The organism is Streptomyces sp. NPDC048584 (genome assembly GCF_043199595.1).
In the GTDB taxonomy this organism is placed as follows: Bacteria; Actinomycetota; Actinomycetes; order Streptomycetales; family Streptomycetaceae; genus Streptomyces; species Streptomyces edwardsiae.
The window spans coordinates 261,279-277,054 of record NZ_JBICWF010000007.1; the positions used below are offsets into that span (position 1 = coordinate 261,279).

General features: G+C 69.6%; 15 protein-coding genes. 10 read left to right on the forward strand and 5 right to left on the reverse strand.

Translation table 11 applies throughout. From position 1 onward, the window contains the following. Nucleotides 1–22 precede the first annotated feature (22 nt). Nucleotides 23–940, forward strand: a complete 918-nt coding sequence (locus ACGFR9_RS17905; protein WP_393209126.1) for an SDR family NAD(P)-dependent oxidoreductase — start codon at nt 23–25, stop codon at nt 938–940. 186 nt (nt 941–1,126) lie between these two features. On the opposite strand, the gene ACGFR9_RS17910 is transcribed toward ACGFR9_RS17905, so the two are convergent. After that, nucleotides 1,127–1,993, reverse strand: coding sequence for an alpha/beta hydrolase family esterase (locus ACGFR9_RS17910; protein WP_393209129.1), 867 nt, complete (start codon nt 1,991–1,993; stop codon nt 1,127–1,129). Between the two features lie 253 nt (nt 1,994–2,246). Here ACGFR9_RS17910 and ACGFR9_RS17915 point away from each other — a divergent pair, with 253 nt between their 5' ends. Then, nucleotides 2,247–2,831 (forward strand): TetR/AcrR family transcriptional regulator, encoded by a 585-nt coding sequence (locus ACGFR9_RS17915; protein WP_393209132.1) that lies wholly within the window; start codon nt 2,247–2,249, stop codon nt 2,829–2,831. Nucleotides 2,832–2,873: 42 nt separating this feature from the next. Here ACGFR9_RS17915 and ACGFR9_RS17920 read toward each other — a convergent pair whose 3' ends face one another. Further along, the gene (locus ACGFR9_RS17920; RefSeq protein ID WP_393209135.1) at nt 2,874–3,539 is read right to left on the reverse strand and encodes a TetR/AcrR family transcriptional regulator; all 666 of its coding nucleotides are present in this window, start codon (nt 3,537–3,539) and stop codon (nt 2,874–2,876) included. 101 nt (nt 3,540–3,640) lie between these two features. Between ACGFR9_RS17920 and ACGFR9_RS17925 the strand changes: the two genes are divergently transcribed. Next, nucleotides 3,641–4,606, forward strand: coding sequence for an NAD(P)-dependent alcohol dehydrogenase (locus ACGFR9_RS17925; protein ID WP_393209138.1), 966 nt, complete (start codon nt 3,641–3,643; stop codon nt 4,604–4,606). A 153-nt stretch (nt 4,607–4,759) separates the two neighbouring features. Here ACGFR9_RS17925 and ACGFR9_RS17930 read toward each other — a convergent pair whose 3' ends face one another. The 3 genes from ACGFR9_RS17930 to ACGFR9_RS17940 form a co-directional block, all read right to left on the reverse strand. After that, complete coding sequence (locus ACGFR9_RS17930; protein ID WP_393209141.1) at nt 4,760–5,791, reverse strand: alpha/beta hydrolase; 1,032 nt, start codon at nt 5,789–5,791, stop codon at nt 4,760–4,762. Between the two features lie 92 nt (nt 5,792–5,883). Continuing rightward, nucleotides 5,884–6,513 carry a nitroreductase family protein gene (locus ACGFR9_RS17935; RefSeq protein ID WP_393209144.1) on the reverse strand — a complete coding sequence of 210 codons (630 nt, stop codon included), beginning with the start codon at nt 6,511–6,513 and terminating at the stop codon, nt 5,884–5,886. Further along, nucleotides 6,510–7,223: a hypothetical protein gene (locus tag ACGFR9_RS17940; RefSeq protein WP_393209147.1), complete on the reverse strand. Its 714-nt coding sequence runs from the start codon at nt 7,221–7,223 to the stop codon at nt 6,510–6,512. Before ACGFR9_RS17940 ends, ACGFR9_RS17935 begins: the two co-directional genes overlap by 4 nt. Nucleotides 7,224–7,590: 367 nt before the next feature. Here ACGFR9_RS17940 and ACGFR9_RS17945 point away from each other — a divergent pair, with 367 nt between their 5' ends. The 7 genes from ACGFR9_RS17945 (at nt 7,591) to ACGFR9_RS17975 (ending at nt 15,771) form a co-directional block, all read left to right on the forward strand. Beyond that, nucleotides 7,591–8,730 carry an ABC transporter substrate-binding protein gene (locus ACGFR9_RS17945; protein WP_393209150.1) on the forward strand — a complete coding sequence of 380 codons (1,140 nt, stop codon included), beginning with the start codon at nt 7,591–7,593 and terminating at the stop codon, nt 8,728–8,730. A gap of 40 nt (nt 8,731–8,770) precedes the next feature. Then, nucleotides 8,771–11,599, forward strand: a complete 2,829-nt coding sequence (locus ACGFR9_RS17950) for an ATP-binding cassette domain-containing protein (RefSeq protein ID WP_393209153.1) — start codon at nt 8,771–8,773, stop codon at nt 11,597–11,599. Continuing rightward, nucleotides 11,596–12,336, forward strand: a complete 741-nt coding sequence (locus ACGFR9_RS17955) for an ABC transporter ATP-binding protein (protein WP_393209156.1) — start codon at nt 11,596–11,598, stop codon at nt 12,334–12,336. Before ACGFR9_RS17950 ends, ACGFR9_RS17955 begins: the two co-directional genes overlap by 4 nt. An 11-nt stretch (nt 12,337–12,347) precedes the next feature. Beyond that, complete coding sequence (locus ACGFR9_RS17960; RefSeq protein WP_393209159.1) at nt 12,348–12,881, forward strand: flavin reductase family protein; 534 nt, start codon at nt 12,348–12,350, stop codon at nt 12,879–12,881. 96 nt (nt 12,882–12,977) lie between these two features. Next, a complete protein-coding gene (locus ACGFR9_RS17965; protein WP_393209162.1) occupies nt 12,978–13,127 on the forward strand; it encodes a hypothetical protein in 150 nt (49 codons plus the stop codon). Further along, nucleotides 13,124–14,854, forward strand: a complete 1,731-nt coding sequence (locus ACGFR9_RS17970) for a class I adenylate-forming enzyme family protein (protein ID WP_393209165.1) — start codon at nt 13,124–13,126, stop codon at nt 14,852–14,854. The genes ACGFR9_RS17965 and ACGFR9_RS17970 overlap by 4 nt, the downstream gene beginning before the upstream one ends. Continuing rightward, nucleotides 14,851–15,771, forward strand: coding sequence for an enoyl-CoA hydratase-related protein (locus ACGFR9_RS17975; RefSeq protein WP_393209168.1), 921 nt, complete (start codon nt 14,851–14,853; stop codon nt 15,769–15,771). Before ACGFR9_RS17970 ends, ACGFR9_RS17975 begins: the two co-directional genes overlap by 4 nt. Nucleotides 15,772–15,776: the final 5 nt, after the last annotated feature.

Sequence of the window (15,776 nt, forward strand, 5' to 3'; positions counted from 1 at the left end):
CTGTCGAGAAGGGGACGAGACCATGAGCAGTGACTACTTCAAGACGCTCTACTCCCGCGCCGTCGAGGCGGGCGACAGCCTCGACGTCCTGTGGGATGAGCAGCGGATGCCCTTCGACTCGGTCGACAAGCGTCTGACAGAACTGTTCGACCTGCGTGGCCGGAAGGTGGTCATCACCGGAGGTGGCGGCGCGGGGCTCGGGCAGGCTTGTGCCAACCGGTTCGCCGGACTCGGTGCTGACGTCGCTCTGGTCGACATCAGGACCGAGGCCGCCGACGCCACCGGAAGTATGCCTCAGTACTCCGGCCCGGACCCGCACGGCGTGGCAGCCCGTGTGGCCGAGAAATGGGGGACTCAGGCCTTCGGGGTCTACGGGGACGCCACGGACTGGGATGACGTCCAACGGTGGATGGCGGAATGCCACGACCTGCTGGGCGGGATCGACGTTCTCGTGAACAGTGCCGTCGACGTCGCAGTGGTGGACTTCAGCTCGGCGACCAGAGAGGACCTCGACCGGTCCGTCCGGGGGACCATGGCGGGGCCGATGTACGCGAGCAGGGCCGCGCTGGACTACATGATCCCGCAAGGCCGCGGCCACATCATCAACATCGGCAGCGCGTCCGCGAACATGCCGAGTGCGCCGAAGAACCTTCTCTACGGCACGGGCAAGAGCTGGCTGGCATCGTTCACGAAGTTCCTCGCCGCCGAGGTGATTCATCACGGCATCCGTGTGGCCGGTGTGAATCCCGCGTCGATGGTGCGCACGAAGCAGAAGATTCCGGCCTTCAACGACATGTGGTTCTACTCCCTGCTCCGCAACCAGTTGGGCCGCTACCTCCTCCACGAGGAGACGGCCAACGTGGTCGCCTTCCTCGCCTCGGACGCGGCGAGCGCCATCGTCGGCGAGGTCATCGGCACCGATGGCGGCTCGTCGCTCTAGGCGTATCGATCACGAGCGTTGTCAACGCCGGGAGGTCTTCCCGGTGTGCGGCCGGCGCTCGTGAGCGGCGTGCCGGGCGACGTCTTCGGCTGACATGCTCCGACGCACCGCATCCCGCGCCCCCGGCCCCGACGAGGCGGTGACGAAGGTGGGCTGGACGCGGGTGCGGCCGGGCCGGGGGGATCGCTACCTCCGTATGCCGAAGAACTCATCGAGCAGTGCCGCGGTGTCGACGTCCTGGCTGGTCCTGCCGAGCAGGGCGGGTCCCTTGGCGGAACCGGGGATGGTGTGACCGCCCCCATGCACCGTATACAGCACGACGGGTGGCCGTCCTTGCTGCTGATAGCTGGTGCGCTCTACGGATGTCCCGTCGGTGGAGCCGGTCCGCTGCGGCAGCCGGCTGGTGACCGGTTCCTCGGTGATGCCGTTGTGTTCTGCGAAGTAGGCAGCGGTCTGCGGCGCGGAGAGGCTCCGCCCGCCGACCTTGAACAGCGTCCGCACCCACCAGCGCATCTCGCCGCCCGCGTAGGGGACGATGCGGTCCTTCGTCCCATGGATCAGGGCCACCGGCATGGGCGCGGGAGACGCATCCGCCGCCAGGAAGTTCTCCGGCGCCGGCAGGGTCGCCGCGATCACCGCGGCTCCGGCGATCAGATCAGGTGCCTCGTGCATCAGGCGCATCACCATCTGCCCGCCGTTGGAATAGCCGACGAGGAAGACGCGGCCCGTGTCGATCCGGTGACTTGCCGCCAGTTTCTCGGCCACCGTCCGGGTGAAGCCGATGTCGTCCATGTTGTCCGTGCGCGCAGGGAACGAACTGTTGCGGCGTGCGTCGTTCCAATTCCCCTTGTGACCGTCGAGGTAGACGACCACGGCTTCGCCCGTGCTCGCCAGGCTGTCGTAAGCGGTGCCGGTGAACCTCCGGTGCGTCTGCCCGGTCTGGGAGGAGCCGTGAAAGATCAGGACGAGCGCGCGCGAGGGCTTGCCGTCCGCCTCCCCGACCACGGTGTAGGTGCGCGGCCTGCCGCCCACCTCGATGCTCTCTGGGGTCATCGTCTTTTCCTCTCGTCGAAGTGAAGGGCCCCTGGGCGACAGGGGCGTGTTCTTCAGCGCTCCTCGCGGCACCCGGGTTCAACAGCGGCTCGGTCACCTCGGCATCGGGGAGGCCGTGCGGCAGGGTGCGGAACGACTGTCGCGACGAGGGTGTCGGACTCGCCGTGGCGATGAGGCATCGCGCCGAAGGAAACGGATGCTTCATCCGTTTCACGTTAACACAAGCGGATGAAGTATCCGATAGGCTTGTCCCGTGCCCCCTGCTTCTTTGCGCAAAGACGCCGCCCGCAACCGGCAGAAGATCATCGATGTGGCGCGCCGGCTGGTGGAGGAGGGAACGCCGATCCAGCTGAACGACGTGGCGCGGGCCGCCTCGGTGGGAGTGGCCACGGTCTACCGTCACTTCCCCACTCCCGAGGCGCTGCTCGAAACCGTGGCCACTCCCGGCATCGAGGCGCTGATCGCACACGCCGAACGGGCCCTGCGCGGCGACGACCCGTGGACAGCGCTGTCCGACTACCTGCACGCCGGCACCGCCGCCGTGGTGGCCGACGCATCACTCTCCCCGGTGTTCGCCGCGCCGGTCGACGCGCTGTCTCACATCACCGTGCTCAAGCAACGGCTGAACGAGGTTTTCGCCCAGCTCCTCCATGACGCGCACGCCGCAGGATCGGCCGACCCCAGCGTGACAGAGGCCGACCTGCTGCCGCTCATGTGCGGCGTGGTCCACGCAGCGACGGTCCACTCGCCCACCAGCGCGGAAGACCGCTCGGCCGCCGCCCGCCGCTACCTCGCCATCACCCTCGAAGGGCTCCGTACGGCACCTCGGAGTCCATGACGAGCCCTGCGGCGGGGGCCGTTCCGGATCGGCTTCGGAAGGTCACCGCCCCCGGGAACCGTCAAGGGCCAAGGGGAGACTGTGCAGTGTCAGCGAAGTCGGCGGAGGCAGCGGGTCGTCGGCCGTACCGGCGCGGAACGACTGGAGCAGATAGGCCACCAGGCGCCTGGACGCCGCAGCGTCCCCCGGTAGGGCGCTCACCAAACCGCAATGTGCCAACAGGAGTACGAGAAGATCGGAAGGACGGAAATCGGCCCGCAGCCCGCCCGAGGCCTGGGCCCTGCGTACCAGAGTCGCGAAGTCGCGCTCGGCCTGGTGCCGGGACTGCGCGTGGTCCGACCTGCTTTCGGGGAAGGCCGCGGCGAACGCGGCCGAGAACCCTCGTTCCTCCCGTTGCAGAGCACAGATCGTCTCGACCATCTGCTGGAAACCCTGCCACGGGTCAGTGGCGGCCAGAGCCTCGCTGAGCGCCTGCGCACAGGTCTCCATCTGCCGGGCGAACGCGTTCCGCACCAGAGCGTCCCGGGTGGGGAAATGCCGGTACAGCGTCGCCACACCGACCCCCGCCCGACGGGCCACGGTCGCCATCGGGGCGTCGATCCCGTGCTCCGCGAAGACCGCACGGGCGGCGGCGAGGACGCGCTCCCTGTTGCGCCGGGCGTCCGCCCGCACCGTGCCCCGGGCTGTGATCCGAGAGGATTCCGCCATCACTGTCTCTCGCTTCCGCTCCAAGCGGACGATTGCGTCCGCTTAAGAGTCTACGGTCGGTGCCGTACTCCCGTACGTCCCCCCGGCGGCAAAGGCAGACCATGAACGACCGCATGATGAAGGCAGTGCTGTACGACCGCTACGGCGGCCCGGAAGTGCTGTACCTCAGCCGCGTGCCACGCCCCGAGCCGGCCCCCGGCGAGGTGTTGGTGAAGGTGCACGCGTTCAGCGTCAACGGTGGAGAGCTGGCAGCCCGTGCCGGCCGTCTCCGCCTCCTGACCGGCCGGAAGTTCCCCAAGCGCGTCGGCTTGGACTTCGCCGGCGAGGTCGCCGCCTCGGGTGCCGGAGTCACACGGCCTGCGGAGGGCGACCTCGTATGGGGGGTGCTGGGGCGCACCTCCGGATTCGGCAGCGCCGCCGAGTACGTGACCGTGCCCGCCGAACGGGTCGGCCTGCTCCCCGACGGTCTTGAGCCGGTCGAGGCCGCAGCCCTTCCGGTGGCCGCGACGGCCATCACCGCGCTGCGGGACAGAGCCGGGCTGCGTCCCGGCGAACGCATCCTCGTCCGGGGCGCGGCGGGCGGTGTCGGCAGCGCCGCCGTCCAGCTCGGACGGGCGTACGGCGCCGAGGTCACGGCCCTCGCCCGCGCGGCCAACCTCGACTTCGTCCGCGGGCTCGGCGCGCACGAGGCCGTCGACCACCGGACCGTACGGACGGCCGAACTGGGCCGCTTCGACGTGGTCCTGGACACCGTGGGGAGCGACTTGCGTGCCTTCCGGCGTCTGCTGAACCCCGGTGGACGCATGGTCACCATCGCCGTCGACCTGGAACGGCCCGCCGCGTCGCTCGGCTACCTCGCGGCCAGCGTGGTCCACGGTCGTGGCCGGGTGCGCGCCTTCAGCGGTGACTTCAAGCAGGCGCAGTTCGACGATCTCGCCCGCCACGTGGCCGAGGGCAAGCTGAGCCCCGCGGTGGACACCGTCTTCCCCCTGGAGGAGACCGCCGCGGCGCACCGGGCGTTGGAGTCCGGCGGTGTCCGGGGCAAGTACGTGGTCAGGGTCGTATGAGCGACGACGCCGGCGAGGGCGCCGCGAAGACCTGGCGAGAGGGTGTCGCCACGTGTGCTCGGCCCTCGCCCTGTGGGCCCGCCGGCAGCATCCCGGCCTGCGCCCGCCAGCGGTCTCGGGGGTCGCCGGCGCCTCGTCCGCACCCGCCGGGTCTCAGTTCCGGAGCAGGTTCACGCGGAGGACTTCGTCGATGAGCCGCTCGGTCTCGGGCCCGTTCTCGGGCAGGGCGGCTCCATGAGCCTGGGGAAGGCGCCGCATCGTCACGGTGACGCCGTCGTCGACGAGTCGCCGGGCGTACGCGGCGCCCTCGTCGCGCAGGACGTCGTAGTCGCCGAGGACGACGAGAGCGGGGGGCAGCCCGCGGAGGTTGGAGGCGTGCATGGGCGAGGCGTAGGGGTCGTATGCGTCAGCCGGAGAGGCGAGGTACATGTCCCACATCTCCAGGGCGTTCTGGCGGGTCATGACGTAGCCCTCGGCGAAGAGGCGCATCGAGGCGGTGTTGCAACCGCTGTCGGTGGCCGGGATGTTGAGCACCTGGGCGGAGAGGGCGGGGCCACCGCGGTCGCGGCTCATCAGCGTCACCCCGGCGGTCAGGGCGCCGCCCGCGCTGCCGCCGCCCACCGCGAGTCCGGCCGGATCGACGCCCAACCGCCCCGCGTTGGAAGCGACCCAGGTCAGTGCCGTGTAGCAGTCCTCGACCGGGAGGGGGAACTTGTGGTCCGGTGCCATCCGGTAGTCGACGTCGACGACGACGATCCCGAGGTCACGGGCGCGCGCGGCGTGCACCGCGGCGCCGGCCCGCAGGACGCCGAGCCCACCGCCGAGCCAGAACCCTCCACCGTGGAAGTGCAGGTAAGCGGGAGACGTGCTGACGCCGACCGGCCGGTACACGATGGCGTTGATCGAACCGGCCGTGCACGCGGCGCAACCGGCCCATCCGCAGTTCCCGGTGACAGGAATGCGGACCTCGGTCACATCGACACCGTCGACAGCCGGCTCGGCGCCCATGCTGTCCGTCATCCGTGCCTGTTGCCTGGCCCGCTCGTGTACGACCTCGGCGAACCACGCGTCCCGTGCCACGGGATCGGTCGGCGGATGCCTCACCGAGGGAGCCTGGCTGTCGGCCAGGTGAGGCGTGATCTGCTCGATGATCTCGCGAAGTCGCGGTTCCGTTACCAGTTCCATGGATGGGCACCTTATGGCGCCCATCCATGGATGTCTATATCAGATACGGTATCTCAGGTCGGTGCGTCTCGGTGCGACGCACCCGGCGGGCGTCATGGTGTCCAGGCCGCTCCGAAGCGTCCTCGGTAGAGCGTGGGGACCACGGGGTTGCGGGTCAGCGGGCCGTAGCGGCCGATGGGGAGGCCCAGCGGGATGGTCGCGCCGATCTCGAACGTCGGCGGGATGGCGAAGTGCTCGCGGACCGCGGGCTCGTCCTCGAGGTGGTTCGTGGTCATGGCCGCTCCGATGCCGAGACCGCGGGCCGCGAGGAGCAGGTTCTGCGTCGCCGCGTAGATCGACGACCACGCGAAGCGGACGTCGGGGTTGTCGCGGCTGGGGAACGCGTTCTCGATGAGCGGCATGACCAGTACCGGGATCCGGTCGAAGGCGAAGATGAACTCCCGGTACCGGCGCTGCGCCGTGGCGGCCGCCGAGGTGTCGGCGGACGACGGTTCGGGATACCGGTGGCCGACTGCCTCGACGAGCATGTCCCGGAACCAGCGGCGGTCCTCCGGCGCGGTCACCACCAGGAACTTCCACAGCTGGCTGTTGCCCGCGCTCGGCGCACGCGTCGCGTAGTGGACCAGCTTCTCCAGGAGTTCGTCGGGCAGCGGGTCGGGGCGCAGCCGCCGGATCGATCGGCACGTTTCCAGGGCCTCGAAGAGGTCGATGCGGTCGGTCATGACGCGGCCCCCTCGGCATGGTCGCCGCCCCGGGCCCATAGGTGGTCATCCGGCAGGGCCAGGACCGCGAAGCGCGTCTCCCCGTCGGAGGAGCTCCTGTGCCCCTGGCCCTCGAAGTCCTCGACGAGGCAGACGTCGCCCGCCCTGAGCGTCCGCCGGCCGCCGAATCCGCCGACCTCGACCTCGAACCCGCCGGTGAGCACGATGAGCAGGCTCGTTCCGGGCTCGGTGTGCCAGTCGGAGCGCATGGACGGCGACAGGCACACGAAGCTCAGCGCCCCGACCGCCTGGGTCTGCCGAGGTGGTGCCGCGAAGAGGTCGTCGAAGGGCGACAGGTGGGCGACCTCGCCGTCGGAGAACATGCGGAGCAGGCGGGGCGGGGCGTACGCCGTCCGTCGGCCCTCATCCATGGACGGGGGCACCGTGCCCCTGGGGAGCCAGGCCGCTTCGACCTCGACTTCCAGGTAGGAGCAGGGAGTCGCCGCCCGGATGTGCACGGGGGCGTCGGGGCTCCCGGAGGCGTCCAGGAACAGGACATCACCTGGGCCGAGCCTGGCCCGCATGTCGGGTACGGTCACCTGGATCGTTCCCGAGACCACGAGGAACAGCCGGCGCGCACTGCCGCCGGCGACCGTCTCCAGCGGTCCGGCGGGGATGTGTGCCGAGCGCATGTGCCGCACGGCGGACATGCTGCCGGGATCGGGAGCCATCTTTTGATCTTGAGAAGTGGCTGTCGGTCCCGGTGTGACGAACGGCAGGGGCAAGGACTCGAGTCGGGGATTTCCCCGACCGTCGGGAGCTACACGAAGCGTCTTCATGATTCCTCCGCTCATGTCTATTGCGACGTACGATATCTCATGTATCGTGCCGCTCCACCCGGCGGGTGATGCCCCATCGCACGCAGAGCTGGAGCAGGCGGCGAGACCGCCGGCTCGATCGAGAGGTGACACAGTGAGAACATCCAAGATCGCGGGGGGAGTGGCTCTCGCAACCCTGCTCGCTGTGAGTACTGCTTGTGGGAGCAGCGGCTCCGACGACAATTCGAGTGCTTCCGCCTCGCAGTCCGGGACGGCGGCATTGCCACGAGGCACGGCGGCGGACGACGCCAAGGCCCCGGTGACGGTCGGCTTTCACAACCTTGAGGGCGGCGCCATTTCACTGGCCGACGTCCGGCACGGTTTCGACGCCGGCCTGGAGTACATCAACGAGCGTCTGGGCGGCATCAACGGCCACCCGCTCAAGTCCATCAACTGCAAGACCGACGGAACCCCCGAAGCCTCGGTGAACTGTGCCAACCAATTCGTCGAGCAGAAGGCGGTGCTGGCCGTGCAAGGCGCCGACTTCGGCGCGGACGCCATGCTTCCCGTACTGAAATCCGCCGGCCTCACGGAGTTCGGAAACTTCCCCCTGACCCCGGGCGTGAACGCTGCGACAGGTGACGCCTACTTCATGCAGGGATCGTCCGAGGAAGGCTACGCGGCCAACCTCATCCAGCTGCGGAATCTCAAGGCCTCGAAGGTCGCCGTCGTCATGGTGGACAACCCCGCGAGCCACGAGACCTACCGCAAGGTCATCGAGCCCGCCGCAGCCCGGGTCGAGCTCACGACGAAGGTCTTCTACGTCCCGGCTCAGTCCGACTGGACGGTTCAGTCGGCGACGGTCCTCGCCTGGGGACCGGACGCCATCAGCACCTATGTCGCGGCTGACAGTCTGGCGGCCGTGCCGGCGTTCCGGTCGGCGGGCTTCGCCGGCTACATCTCCGCCGGGGCGAACATCGAGATCGTCCCGCAGCTCGACGAGAGCGTGCGCGAGAAGGTCCTGTTCAGCGCCCCGTACTACCTTCCCGAGTTCACCGACCCCCCGGCTGAGGTGAAGAAGGACCTCGACGCCTTCAACGCGTACACCTCGAAGATGCCGGAGGACGGCAGCGTCACCCAGCGCCAGACCGGCTTCTACACCGCGCTCATGGCCGCCCAGCTGCTCCGGGACGTGGGCACCACGAACGATCCGCTGACGGCCGAGGCCGTGCACACCGGGGTGAGGACGTGGAAGGGCGAGCGCCAGCCCTTCCGCTCCACAGGGTGGGACTGCTCCGAGCCGACCTGGCCCGGTACGACCGCCTGTGGCTCCGGGAACGTCTACGCCACCCCGGGCGAGGGGGGCACGCTGGCGCCGCTGCCCGACCAGCCGGTCGACATCGCCGCGGTCCTGCCGTAGCAGGACGGGCCACTTCGAGCGAGAAGGCGAGAGCTGCGTAGTGAGCGAAATCCTCCTCTTCGTCGTGCTCGGCCTGGGTGTCGGAGCGGTGTATGCCGCTCTGACCCTCGGGGTCGTACTGACCTACCAGGGCACGGGCATGATCAACTTCGCGGCCGCAGCGACGGCCGCGGTACCCATGTACGTCTACGAGGAGCTGCGACAGGGAAAACTGACACTGCCGGTGCCGTGGCTTCCTTCGTTCGATGTCGGAGACGCACCGACCTGGCTTGCCGTGGCGATCGCGGTGGTGGTCGCCGGACTGCTCGGCGCCTTGACCGAGCTGGCGGTCTCGCGGCCCCTGCGCAAGGCACCACCCCTGGCGAAGGTGGTCGCCGCCGTCGGAATCCTGCTGACGCTCCAGGCCGCCGTAGGGCTCAAGTACGGCACCGTGCCGCTGCTGCGGTCGGTGACCCTGCCCCAGGGCGTGGTGGAGGTGTCCGGGGTCAACGTCGCCATGGACCGGCTCTGGCTGATCGGCATCTCCCTCGTGCTGTCGGTCGGGCTCGCGCTGTGGTTCAGGAAGTCCCGGATGGGCCTGGCCATCCAGGCTTCCGCCGAGAACGAGAGGGCGGCCGGGTTCGCCCGGCTGTCGCCCACCGTGACCGGTCTGGTCACCTGGACCGTCTCCTCCATGTTCACCGCCCTGATCCTGGTGCTGGCCGGACCGGCCACCGGCACCCTGTCGCCCTCGACCATGCCGCTCCTGGTGGTCCCCGCGCTGGCGGGTGCGCTCGTGGCCCGGCTGAGCTCGCTCACCGTCGGCCTCGTCGGCGCCCTGGTGCTCGGCGTGGTCCAGTCCACGCTCCAGTACCTTTCCCAGACCAAGGACTGGTGGCCGGAGTGGGCCAAGCAAGGTCTCACCAACGTGGTGCCCTTCGTGGTGATCGTCGTGGCGCTCTTCGTGCTGGGCCGTGCCATCCCCACCCGCGGCGACGACGTGCGGTCCTCGCTTCCGGCCGTGCTGATCCCGCGGAACCGTCCGCACATGGTGGTGGCTCTCTCGGCCCTCGGCCTCGTCGCGCTCGTCCTGACCTCCGGTACCTACCGGTTCGGCGTCATCACCAGCCTGGCGGTGTCGCTGATCGCCCTGTCCCTGGTGCTGCTGACCGGAATGCTCGGTCAGATCTCCCTGGCGCAGGCGGCGTTCGCGGGAGTCGCCGGCATCGTCCTGTCCAAGCTCGGTGACTCGGTGCCGTTCCCCCTCTCCCTGCTCCTCGCGGCGGTTCTCGCGGCTGTCGGGGGAGTCCTCGTCGGCATCCCGGCGTTGCGCATCCGCGGCGCTCAGCTCGCCGTGGTGACACTGGCGGCTGCGCTCACGCTCCAGGACTTCGTCCTGGCCAACCCGAAGCTCGTCTCGGCGACGGCGAACCTCATTCCCGACCCGGTCCTGTTCGGATGGAATCTCTCGGTGCGCGGTGGCCAGGACATCGCACGGCTGCCCTTCGGGATCATGGTCCTCGTCATCGTGGTGGTGGCGTCCGTCTGCGTGGGAAACCTGATGCGGGCCGGCACCGGCCGGACCATGCTGGCGATCCGGTCGAACGAACGCGCCGCAGCCGCCATCGGGATCAACGTTCCGCGGGTCAAGCTCGCGACGTTCGGGGTGTCCTCCTTCCTGGCGGGCCTCGGCGGCGGCCTCATCGGCTACAGCCGGGGCCAGCTGTCCGCGGAGTCCTTCGGGGTGTTCGTCGGGCTCGCCTTCCTCGCGGCGGCATACCTGTCCGGAATCACGAGCGTCAGTGGCGCCGCCCTCGCCGGTGTGTCGGCGACCCTCGGCTTCGTCTACGTCGTCGTGGACCGCAATCTCCACCTCGGCAGCTACTACATGCTGATCACGGGCATCTCGCTCATCCTCACGGTCCTCTTCAACCCGGCAGGGATCGCCGGCAAGACCCGGGCGGACTACGAGAAGGCACGTGCGCGCCTGGTACCTCGCAAGTCGCCGACACGCTCGGCGGCCCAGGCCGGTGCGACCGGCAGCGGCCCCGCACCCGCGGAGACATCCCGCAAGATCGGAGACGTGGCGCTGTCCGCTCGTGCCGTCACGGTCAGGTACGGCGGTGTGGAGGCCGTGTCGAACGTCGACGTCGAGGTGCGCGCCGGTGAGATCGTCGGTCTCATCGGCCCCAACGGCGCGGGCAAGACGAGCTTCGTGGACGCCCTGACGGGGTTCACCAGCAGCTCCGGACAGGTGGCCCTCGCGAGTGACCGTCTCGACCAGCTGCCGGCGCACGAACGCGCGCGACGTGGCCTGATCAGGACCTGGCAGGCCGGTGAGCTCTTCGAGGACCTCACGGTCGCCGACAACGTGCGGGTCGCCAACGAGGCGGGCAACGAAGTCCTCGGCATGCTGCGGGACACCGTGAAGCCCACCACCCCGGCGTCCGCCGCGGTGGAACGGGCACTGACGCTCATGTCGCTGACCGATGTCGCGGGCCGCAAGCCCGCGGAGCTTCCCCTCGGGAGGCAGAAGGCGGTCGGCATGGCCCGGGCACTGGCCATGGAGCCCCAGGTGCTGCTGCTGGACGAACCGGCCGCCGGACTGGACAGCGGGGAGAGCCTCGCCTTCGGGGACCAACTGCGCCGGATCGCGGGCACCGGTGTCGGCTGCCTGCTCATCGACCACGACATGCACTTGGTGATGAGCGTCTGCGACCGCGTCTATGTCATCGAGTTCGGCAAACAGATCGCGCAGGGAACCCCTGAAGCGGTACGCACCGATCCACGCGTCCTCAAGTCCTACCTGGGCAACCAGTCGTTCGAGACCACGGACGAGGTGGACGCGTCGGACGACGCACCCGTGGGGAAGGAAGAGGTGGGGTCATGACCGTGCTCATCGAAACGCGGGGTCTCACCTGTGGCTACGGGAAGCTGCCCGTCGTCCGTGATCTCGACCTGACCGTCGCCGCGGGAGAGGTCGTGTGCCTCCTCGGGGCCAACGGAGCCGGCAAGACGACCAGCCTGCTGACCATCGCCGGGGCGCTGCCGCGGCTGGGCGGCTCGGTTCACGTCGGCGGCAGACCAGCCCCCGCGGCCGCGCACATCGTGGCCCGCCGAGGACTCGCCCTCGTACCCGAGGGGCGCGGACTCTTCTACCGGCTCACGGTGGCGGAGAATCTCCGCCTGCGACGGCATCGCCGCTCGAGCGTGTCCATCGAGGACGTCCTGAGCCACTTCCCCGTGCTCGCGGACCTGATGGGAAGGCGCGCCGGCCTGCTCTCCGGTGGCGAGCAGCAGATGCTGGCTCTCGCCGGCGCCCTGGTAGCGGACCCGCGGGTGATTCTCCTGGACGAGATGAGTCTGGGTCTCGCCCCGATCATCGTCGAGCGCCTTCTCCCGATCATCCGGAACATCGCCGACGAGCGGGGGATGGGCGTACTCCTGGTCGAGCAGCACATCCTCGCCGCTCTGACGGTCGCCGACCGTGGATACGTGATGGCCCACGGGACGGTGGTCGCCGAAGGCGGAGCCAGCGAACTCCGGCGCGATGCCGAGTTGCTGGAAGCGAGCTACCTGGGCGAGAGGCCCGGCGTCGACGCGGCGATCGCCGAGGGACTGGTGTGAGGAACTCGAACATGACCCGAGACACGTCATACGTCAACGACACCCATCCGACCCCCGAGGTACTGCGCCGTACGTTCGGCACGTTTCCGAGCGGTGTCGTGGCGCTGTGCGGTACGACACCACAGGGGGAGACCGTCGGCATGGCCATCAGCGCCTTCGTCCCGGTCTCGCTCGACCCGCCGTTGATCGGTGTGGCAGTCCAGAACAGCTCGCGCACCTGGGCGGTGCTCCGTGAGCTGCCCGCGCTCGGTGTCAGCGTTTTCGCGGCCGACCAGCAGAACGAGGCCCGTCAGCTGGCGGCACGCGAGGGGAACCGGTTCACCGGCATCGATCTCGGCAATGCGACAGAGGGCGGTGCGGTGTTCCTCGCCAACTCGGTGTCACGCTTCGACTGCGTGCTCGAGAACGAGCAGCCGGCTGGGGACCACAGCATGGTGCTGCTCCGGATCCGGGCGCTCAGCCAGTCGTACGACGTCTCACCGCTGGTTTTCCACGAGAGTGCCTTCGTCGCCCTGAGTCCGCTCGGCGAGGCCGACATCACCTGAACGTGCGGCCGTTCAGCCCGTCGGAACCCAAGGGTGGCCCGATCGACGGGCCCGGGGGAGTCTGTGGCCACCGAGCCGAGAGTGAGGAGCACGCTCATGTCCGAGACCATCGCCACCCGGAGGAAGCCGACCGCTCCGCCGGCAGCCGTGGCGTCCGCGCCGCACGCCGGCGGCGTCCGCTCCACGGCCCGAGCCTTCGTCTCGCGCGAGGGCAACGCTCCCGCCACGACCGCGGTCGGCTCGTGACCGCCGCCTCCGCCGGAGAGGCGCTGACGCGCACCGCCGTCGAGACCGCGTTGGTGGCGAGCGGTGCCGACTTCGAGACCACGGTGGTGCCGGTACGCGGCGTGCCGACGACCGTCTACCGGAACGCGCCCTCGACGCTGGCGGAGGTGTTCGGACGAGCCGCGTCCTGGGGCGACACTCCGGCCCTCTGCTACGAAGACCGCACGGTGACGTGGTCGCAGTACGCCGACCTGGTGGGCCGCGTCGCGGGGAGTCTGGTCGCCCACCACGGAGTCCGCCCCGGCGACCGGGTCGCCATCGCCATGCGCAACTACCCCGAGTGGGCGCTCTCGTTCGCGGCGGTGACCAGCCTCGGCGCCGTCGCCGTGCCGCTCAACTCCTGGTGGAACGGTGAGGAGCTCGCCCGCTCGCTGGCGGACTGCGGTGCCGGAGTGCTGTTCGCCGACGGCGAGCGCGCGCGGCTCGTCGGCGAACAGCGCTCCGGTCTGCCGGCGCTTCGCACCGTGGTCGAGGCCGAAGCACAGGCGCACTCGGGGGACCTGACCTGGCACGACGTCGCGGCCGGCCCGTGCACCGACATCGGTGCGTTCGCAACCGAGATCTCGCCGGACGACGACGCCACGATCATGTACACCTCCGGTACGACCGGGCAGCCCAAGGGCGTCGTCGCCACCCATCGCGCGCACACCACCGCCCTGATGAACGTCCTCTATCAGGGGGCCCTCCACGCGGCGATGAATCAAGGCCGGTCAGAACCGGTCCGCCCGGTGCGCACGCCCTCACAGGCTCTCGTCGGCGGGCCGCTGTTCCACATCTCCAACCTTCCCAAGCTCTATGTCGCCGCCTGGCGCGGGCACCACCTGGTCTTCATGCGCCGTTGGGACGCCCGTCAGGCGGTAGCTCTCATCGACATGCTCGGCCTCGACGGTTTCGCGGGGGTTCCCACGATGGTGCGGCAGCTGCTGGACGAGGCGGAGGCGGCGGGCACGGCGCTGCCGTCCCTTCGCCAGATCGGGACCGGTGGCGCTCCCACGCCCGGCGACCAGATCCGCCGGATCAGGCGCCAGTTCGAGCGAGGCGTCCTGGCCAGCACCGGTTACGGCCTCACCGAGACGACCGGCCCCATGGTGGGCATCGCGTCGTCCGACTTCTTCGACCGGCCGGACGCGTCCGGCCGGGCCTTCCCTGTCAGCCGGGTGCGGGTGGTCGCCACGGACGGCTCCGACGCCGGGCCGGGCGAGGTCGGGGAGGCGTGGATGCGGGGCGCCACCCTGGCGAAGGAGTACTGGAACCGGCCGGACGCCCCCTTGACCGACGCCGAGGGGTGGTTCGCCACGGGGGATCTGGTGACCATGGATGACGAGGGATTCGTCCGGATCGTCGACCGGATCAAGGATGTGGTCCTGCGCGGGGGTGAGAACGTCTACTGCGCCGAGGTGGAGGGGCTGCTCGCCACCCACCCGGACGTGATCGACGTCGGGGTGTTCGGGATGCCGCACCACCTCCTCGGCGAGGAGGTGGCCGCGGCGGTCCAGGTGCGCGCCGGGTCGGCGAGCACTCCGGCAGAGCTTCAGCGCCATGTGGCGGAGCGGGCCGCAGCCTACAAGGTCCCTTCCGTGGTGACCGTCCTGCCCGGTCCCCTTCCGCGCAACCCGGCGGGGAAGGTACTCAAGTCCGAGCTGCGGGCCCGGCTCGAAGCGGATTCAGCACTCGAGGAGCAGCCATGACGGGACCGTCCGAAACCGGCGAACCCACGGAGCGGTATCAGGAGATCCTCTACTCCGTGGAGGACCGGATCGCCACCGTGACCTTGAACCAGCCGGCCCGGCGGAACGCGCTCACGTTCCGGATGCGTCGCGAACTCATCGACGCGCTCAGGGCGGCCGAGAGCGACGACGACGTCAGCGTCATCCTGATCCGCGCCAACGGGCCTTCCTTCTCCGGCGGTTACGCCCTGTCGACCGCGCCGCGCCCCGTCGCGGCCGACGAGCCGGATACGAAGTCCTACTGGGACGACGGAACGCGTCCGGAACGGTGGATCGACGGGGAGGAGTTCAACGGCTGGACCGATCAGTGGGCGCGCAGCTGCCTGCGCGACTGGATGAACGTCTGGGAGCTGCTCAAGCCCGTGGTCGCCATGGTGCACGGCCATTGCCTGGCCGGAGGGAGCGAGCTGATGTCGCTGTGCGACATCGCCTTCGTCGCCGACGACGCCCAGATCGGCTACCCACCGGTGCGTGGCATGACCTCGCCCGACATCCCCTACTTTCCCTGGAAGATGACCATGGCCCAGGCGAAGTATCTACAGCTCACCGGGAACAGCGTGACCGGCGCCGAAGCGGCGGCCATGGGATGGGTCGCGAAGTCGTTTCCCCCGGACGAGCTCGAGCAGCGGACGATGCGCGAGCTACGAGCGATGAGCCACATCGCGCCGTCGCTGCTCGCCGCCAACAAGGATTCCGTCAATCAGGCCTACGAGATCATGGGTATGCGGACCCACTTCCAGCAGGCGTGGGCCATGCACTCGCTCAGCGGAGCGCTGAGGCCCGGCGCCCGGGACTTCTCGCAGCGGCTTCGCACAGGTGGGCTCAAAGCCGCTCTGAAGTGGCGCGACGGTCCGGCGCGTGACGAGGGATTCCGCTGAGAGGC

Coding starts and splice junctions, on each gene's coding strand:
- ACGFR9_RS17925 (WP_393209138.1), top strand. CDS start 3,641: ATGAACGACCGCATGATGAAGGCAGTGCTGTACGACCGCTACGGCGGC.
- ACGFR9_RS17965 (WP_393209162.1), top strand. CDS start 12,978: ATGTCCGAGACCATCGCCACCCGGAGGAAGCCGACCGCTCCGCCGGCA.
- ACGFR9_RS17975 (WP_393209168.1), top strand. CDS start 14,851: ATGACGGGACCGTCCGAAACCGGCGAACCCACGGAGCGGTATCAGGAG.
- ACGFR9_RS17935 (WP_393209144.1), bottom strand. CDS start 6,513: ATGACCGACCGCATCGACCTCTTCGAGGCCCTGGAAACGTGCCGATCG.
- ACGFR9_RS17905 (WP_393209126.1), top strand. CDS start 23: ATGAGCAGTGACTACTTCAAGACGCTCTACTCCCGCGCCGTCGAGGCG.
- ACGFR9_RS17930 (WP_393209141.1), bottom strand. CDS start 5,791: ATGGAACTGGTAACGGAACCGCGACTTCGCGAGATCATCGAGCAGATC.
- ACGFR9_RS17940 (WP_393209147.1), bottom strand. CDS start 7,223: ATGGCTCCCGATCCCGGCAGCATGTCCGCCGTGCGGCACATGCGCTCG.
- ACGFR9_RS17955 (WP_393209156.1), top strand. CDS start 11,596: ATGACCGTGCTCATCGAAACGCGGGGTCTCACCTGTGGCTACGGGAAG.
- ACGFR9_RS17910 (WP_393209129.1), bottom strand. CDS start 1,993: ATGACCCCAGAGAGCATCGAGGTGGGCGGCAGGCCGCGCACCTACACC.
- ACGFR9_RS17960 (WP_393209159.1), top strand. CDS start 12,348: ATGACCCGAGACACGTCATACGTCAACGACACCCATCCGACCCCCGAG.
- ACGFR9_RS17920 (WP_393209135.1), bottom strand. CDS start 3,539: ATGGCGGAATCCTCTCGGATCACAGCCCGGGGCACGGTGCGGGCGGAC.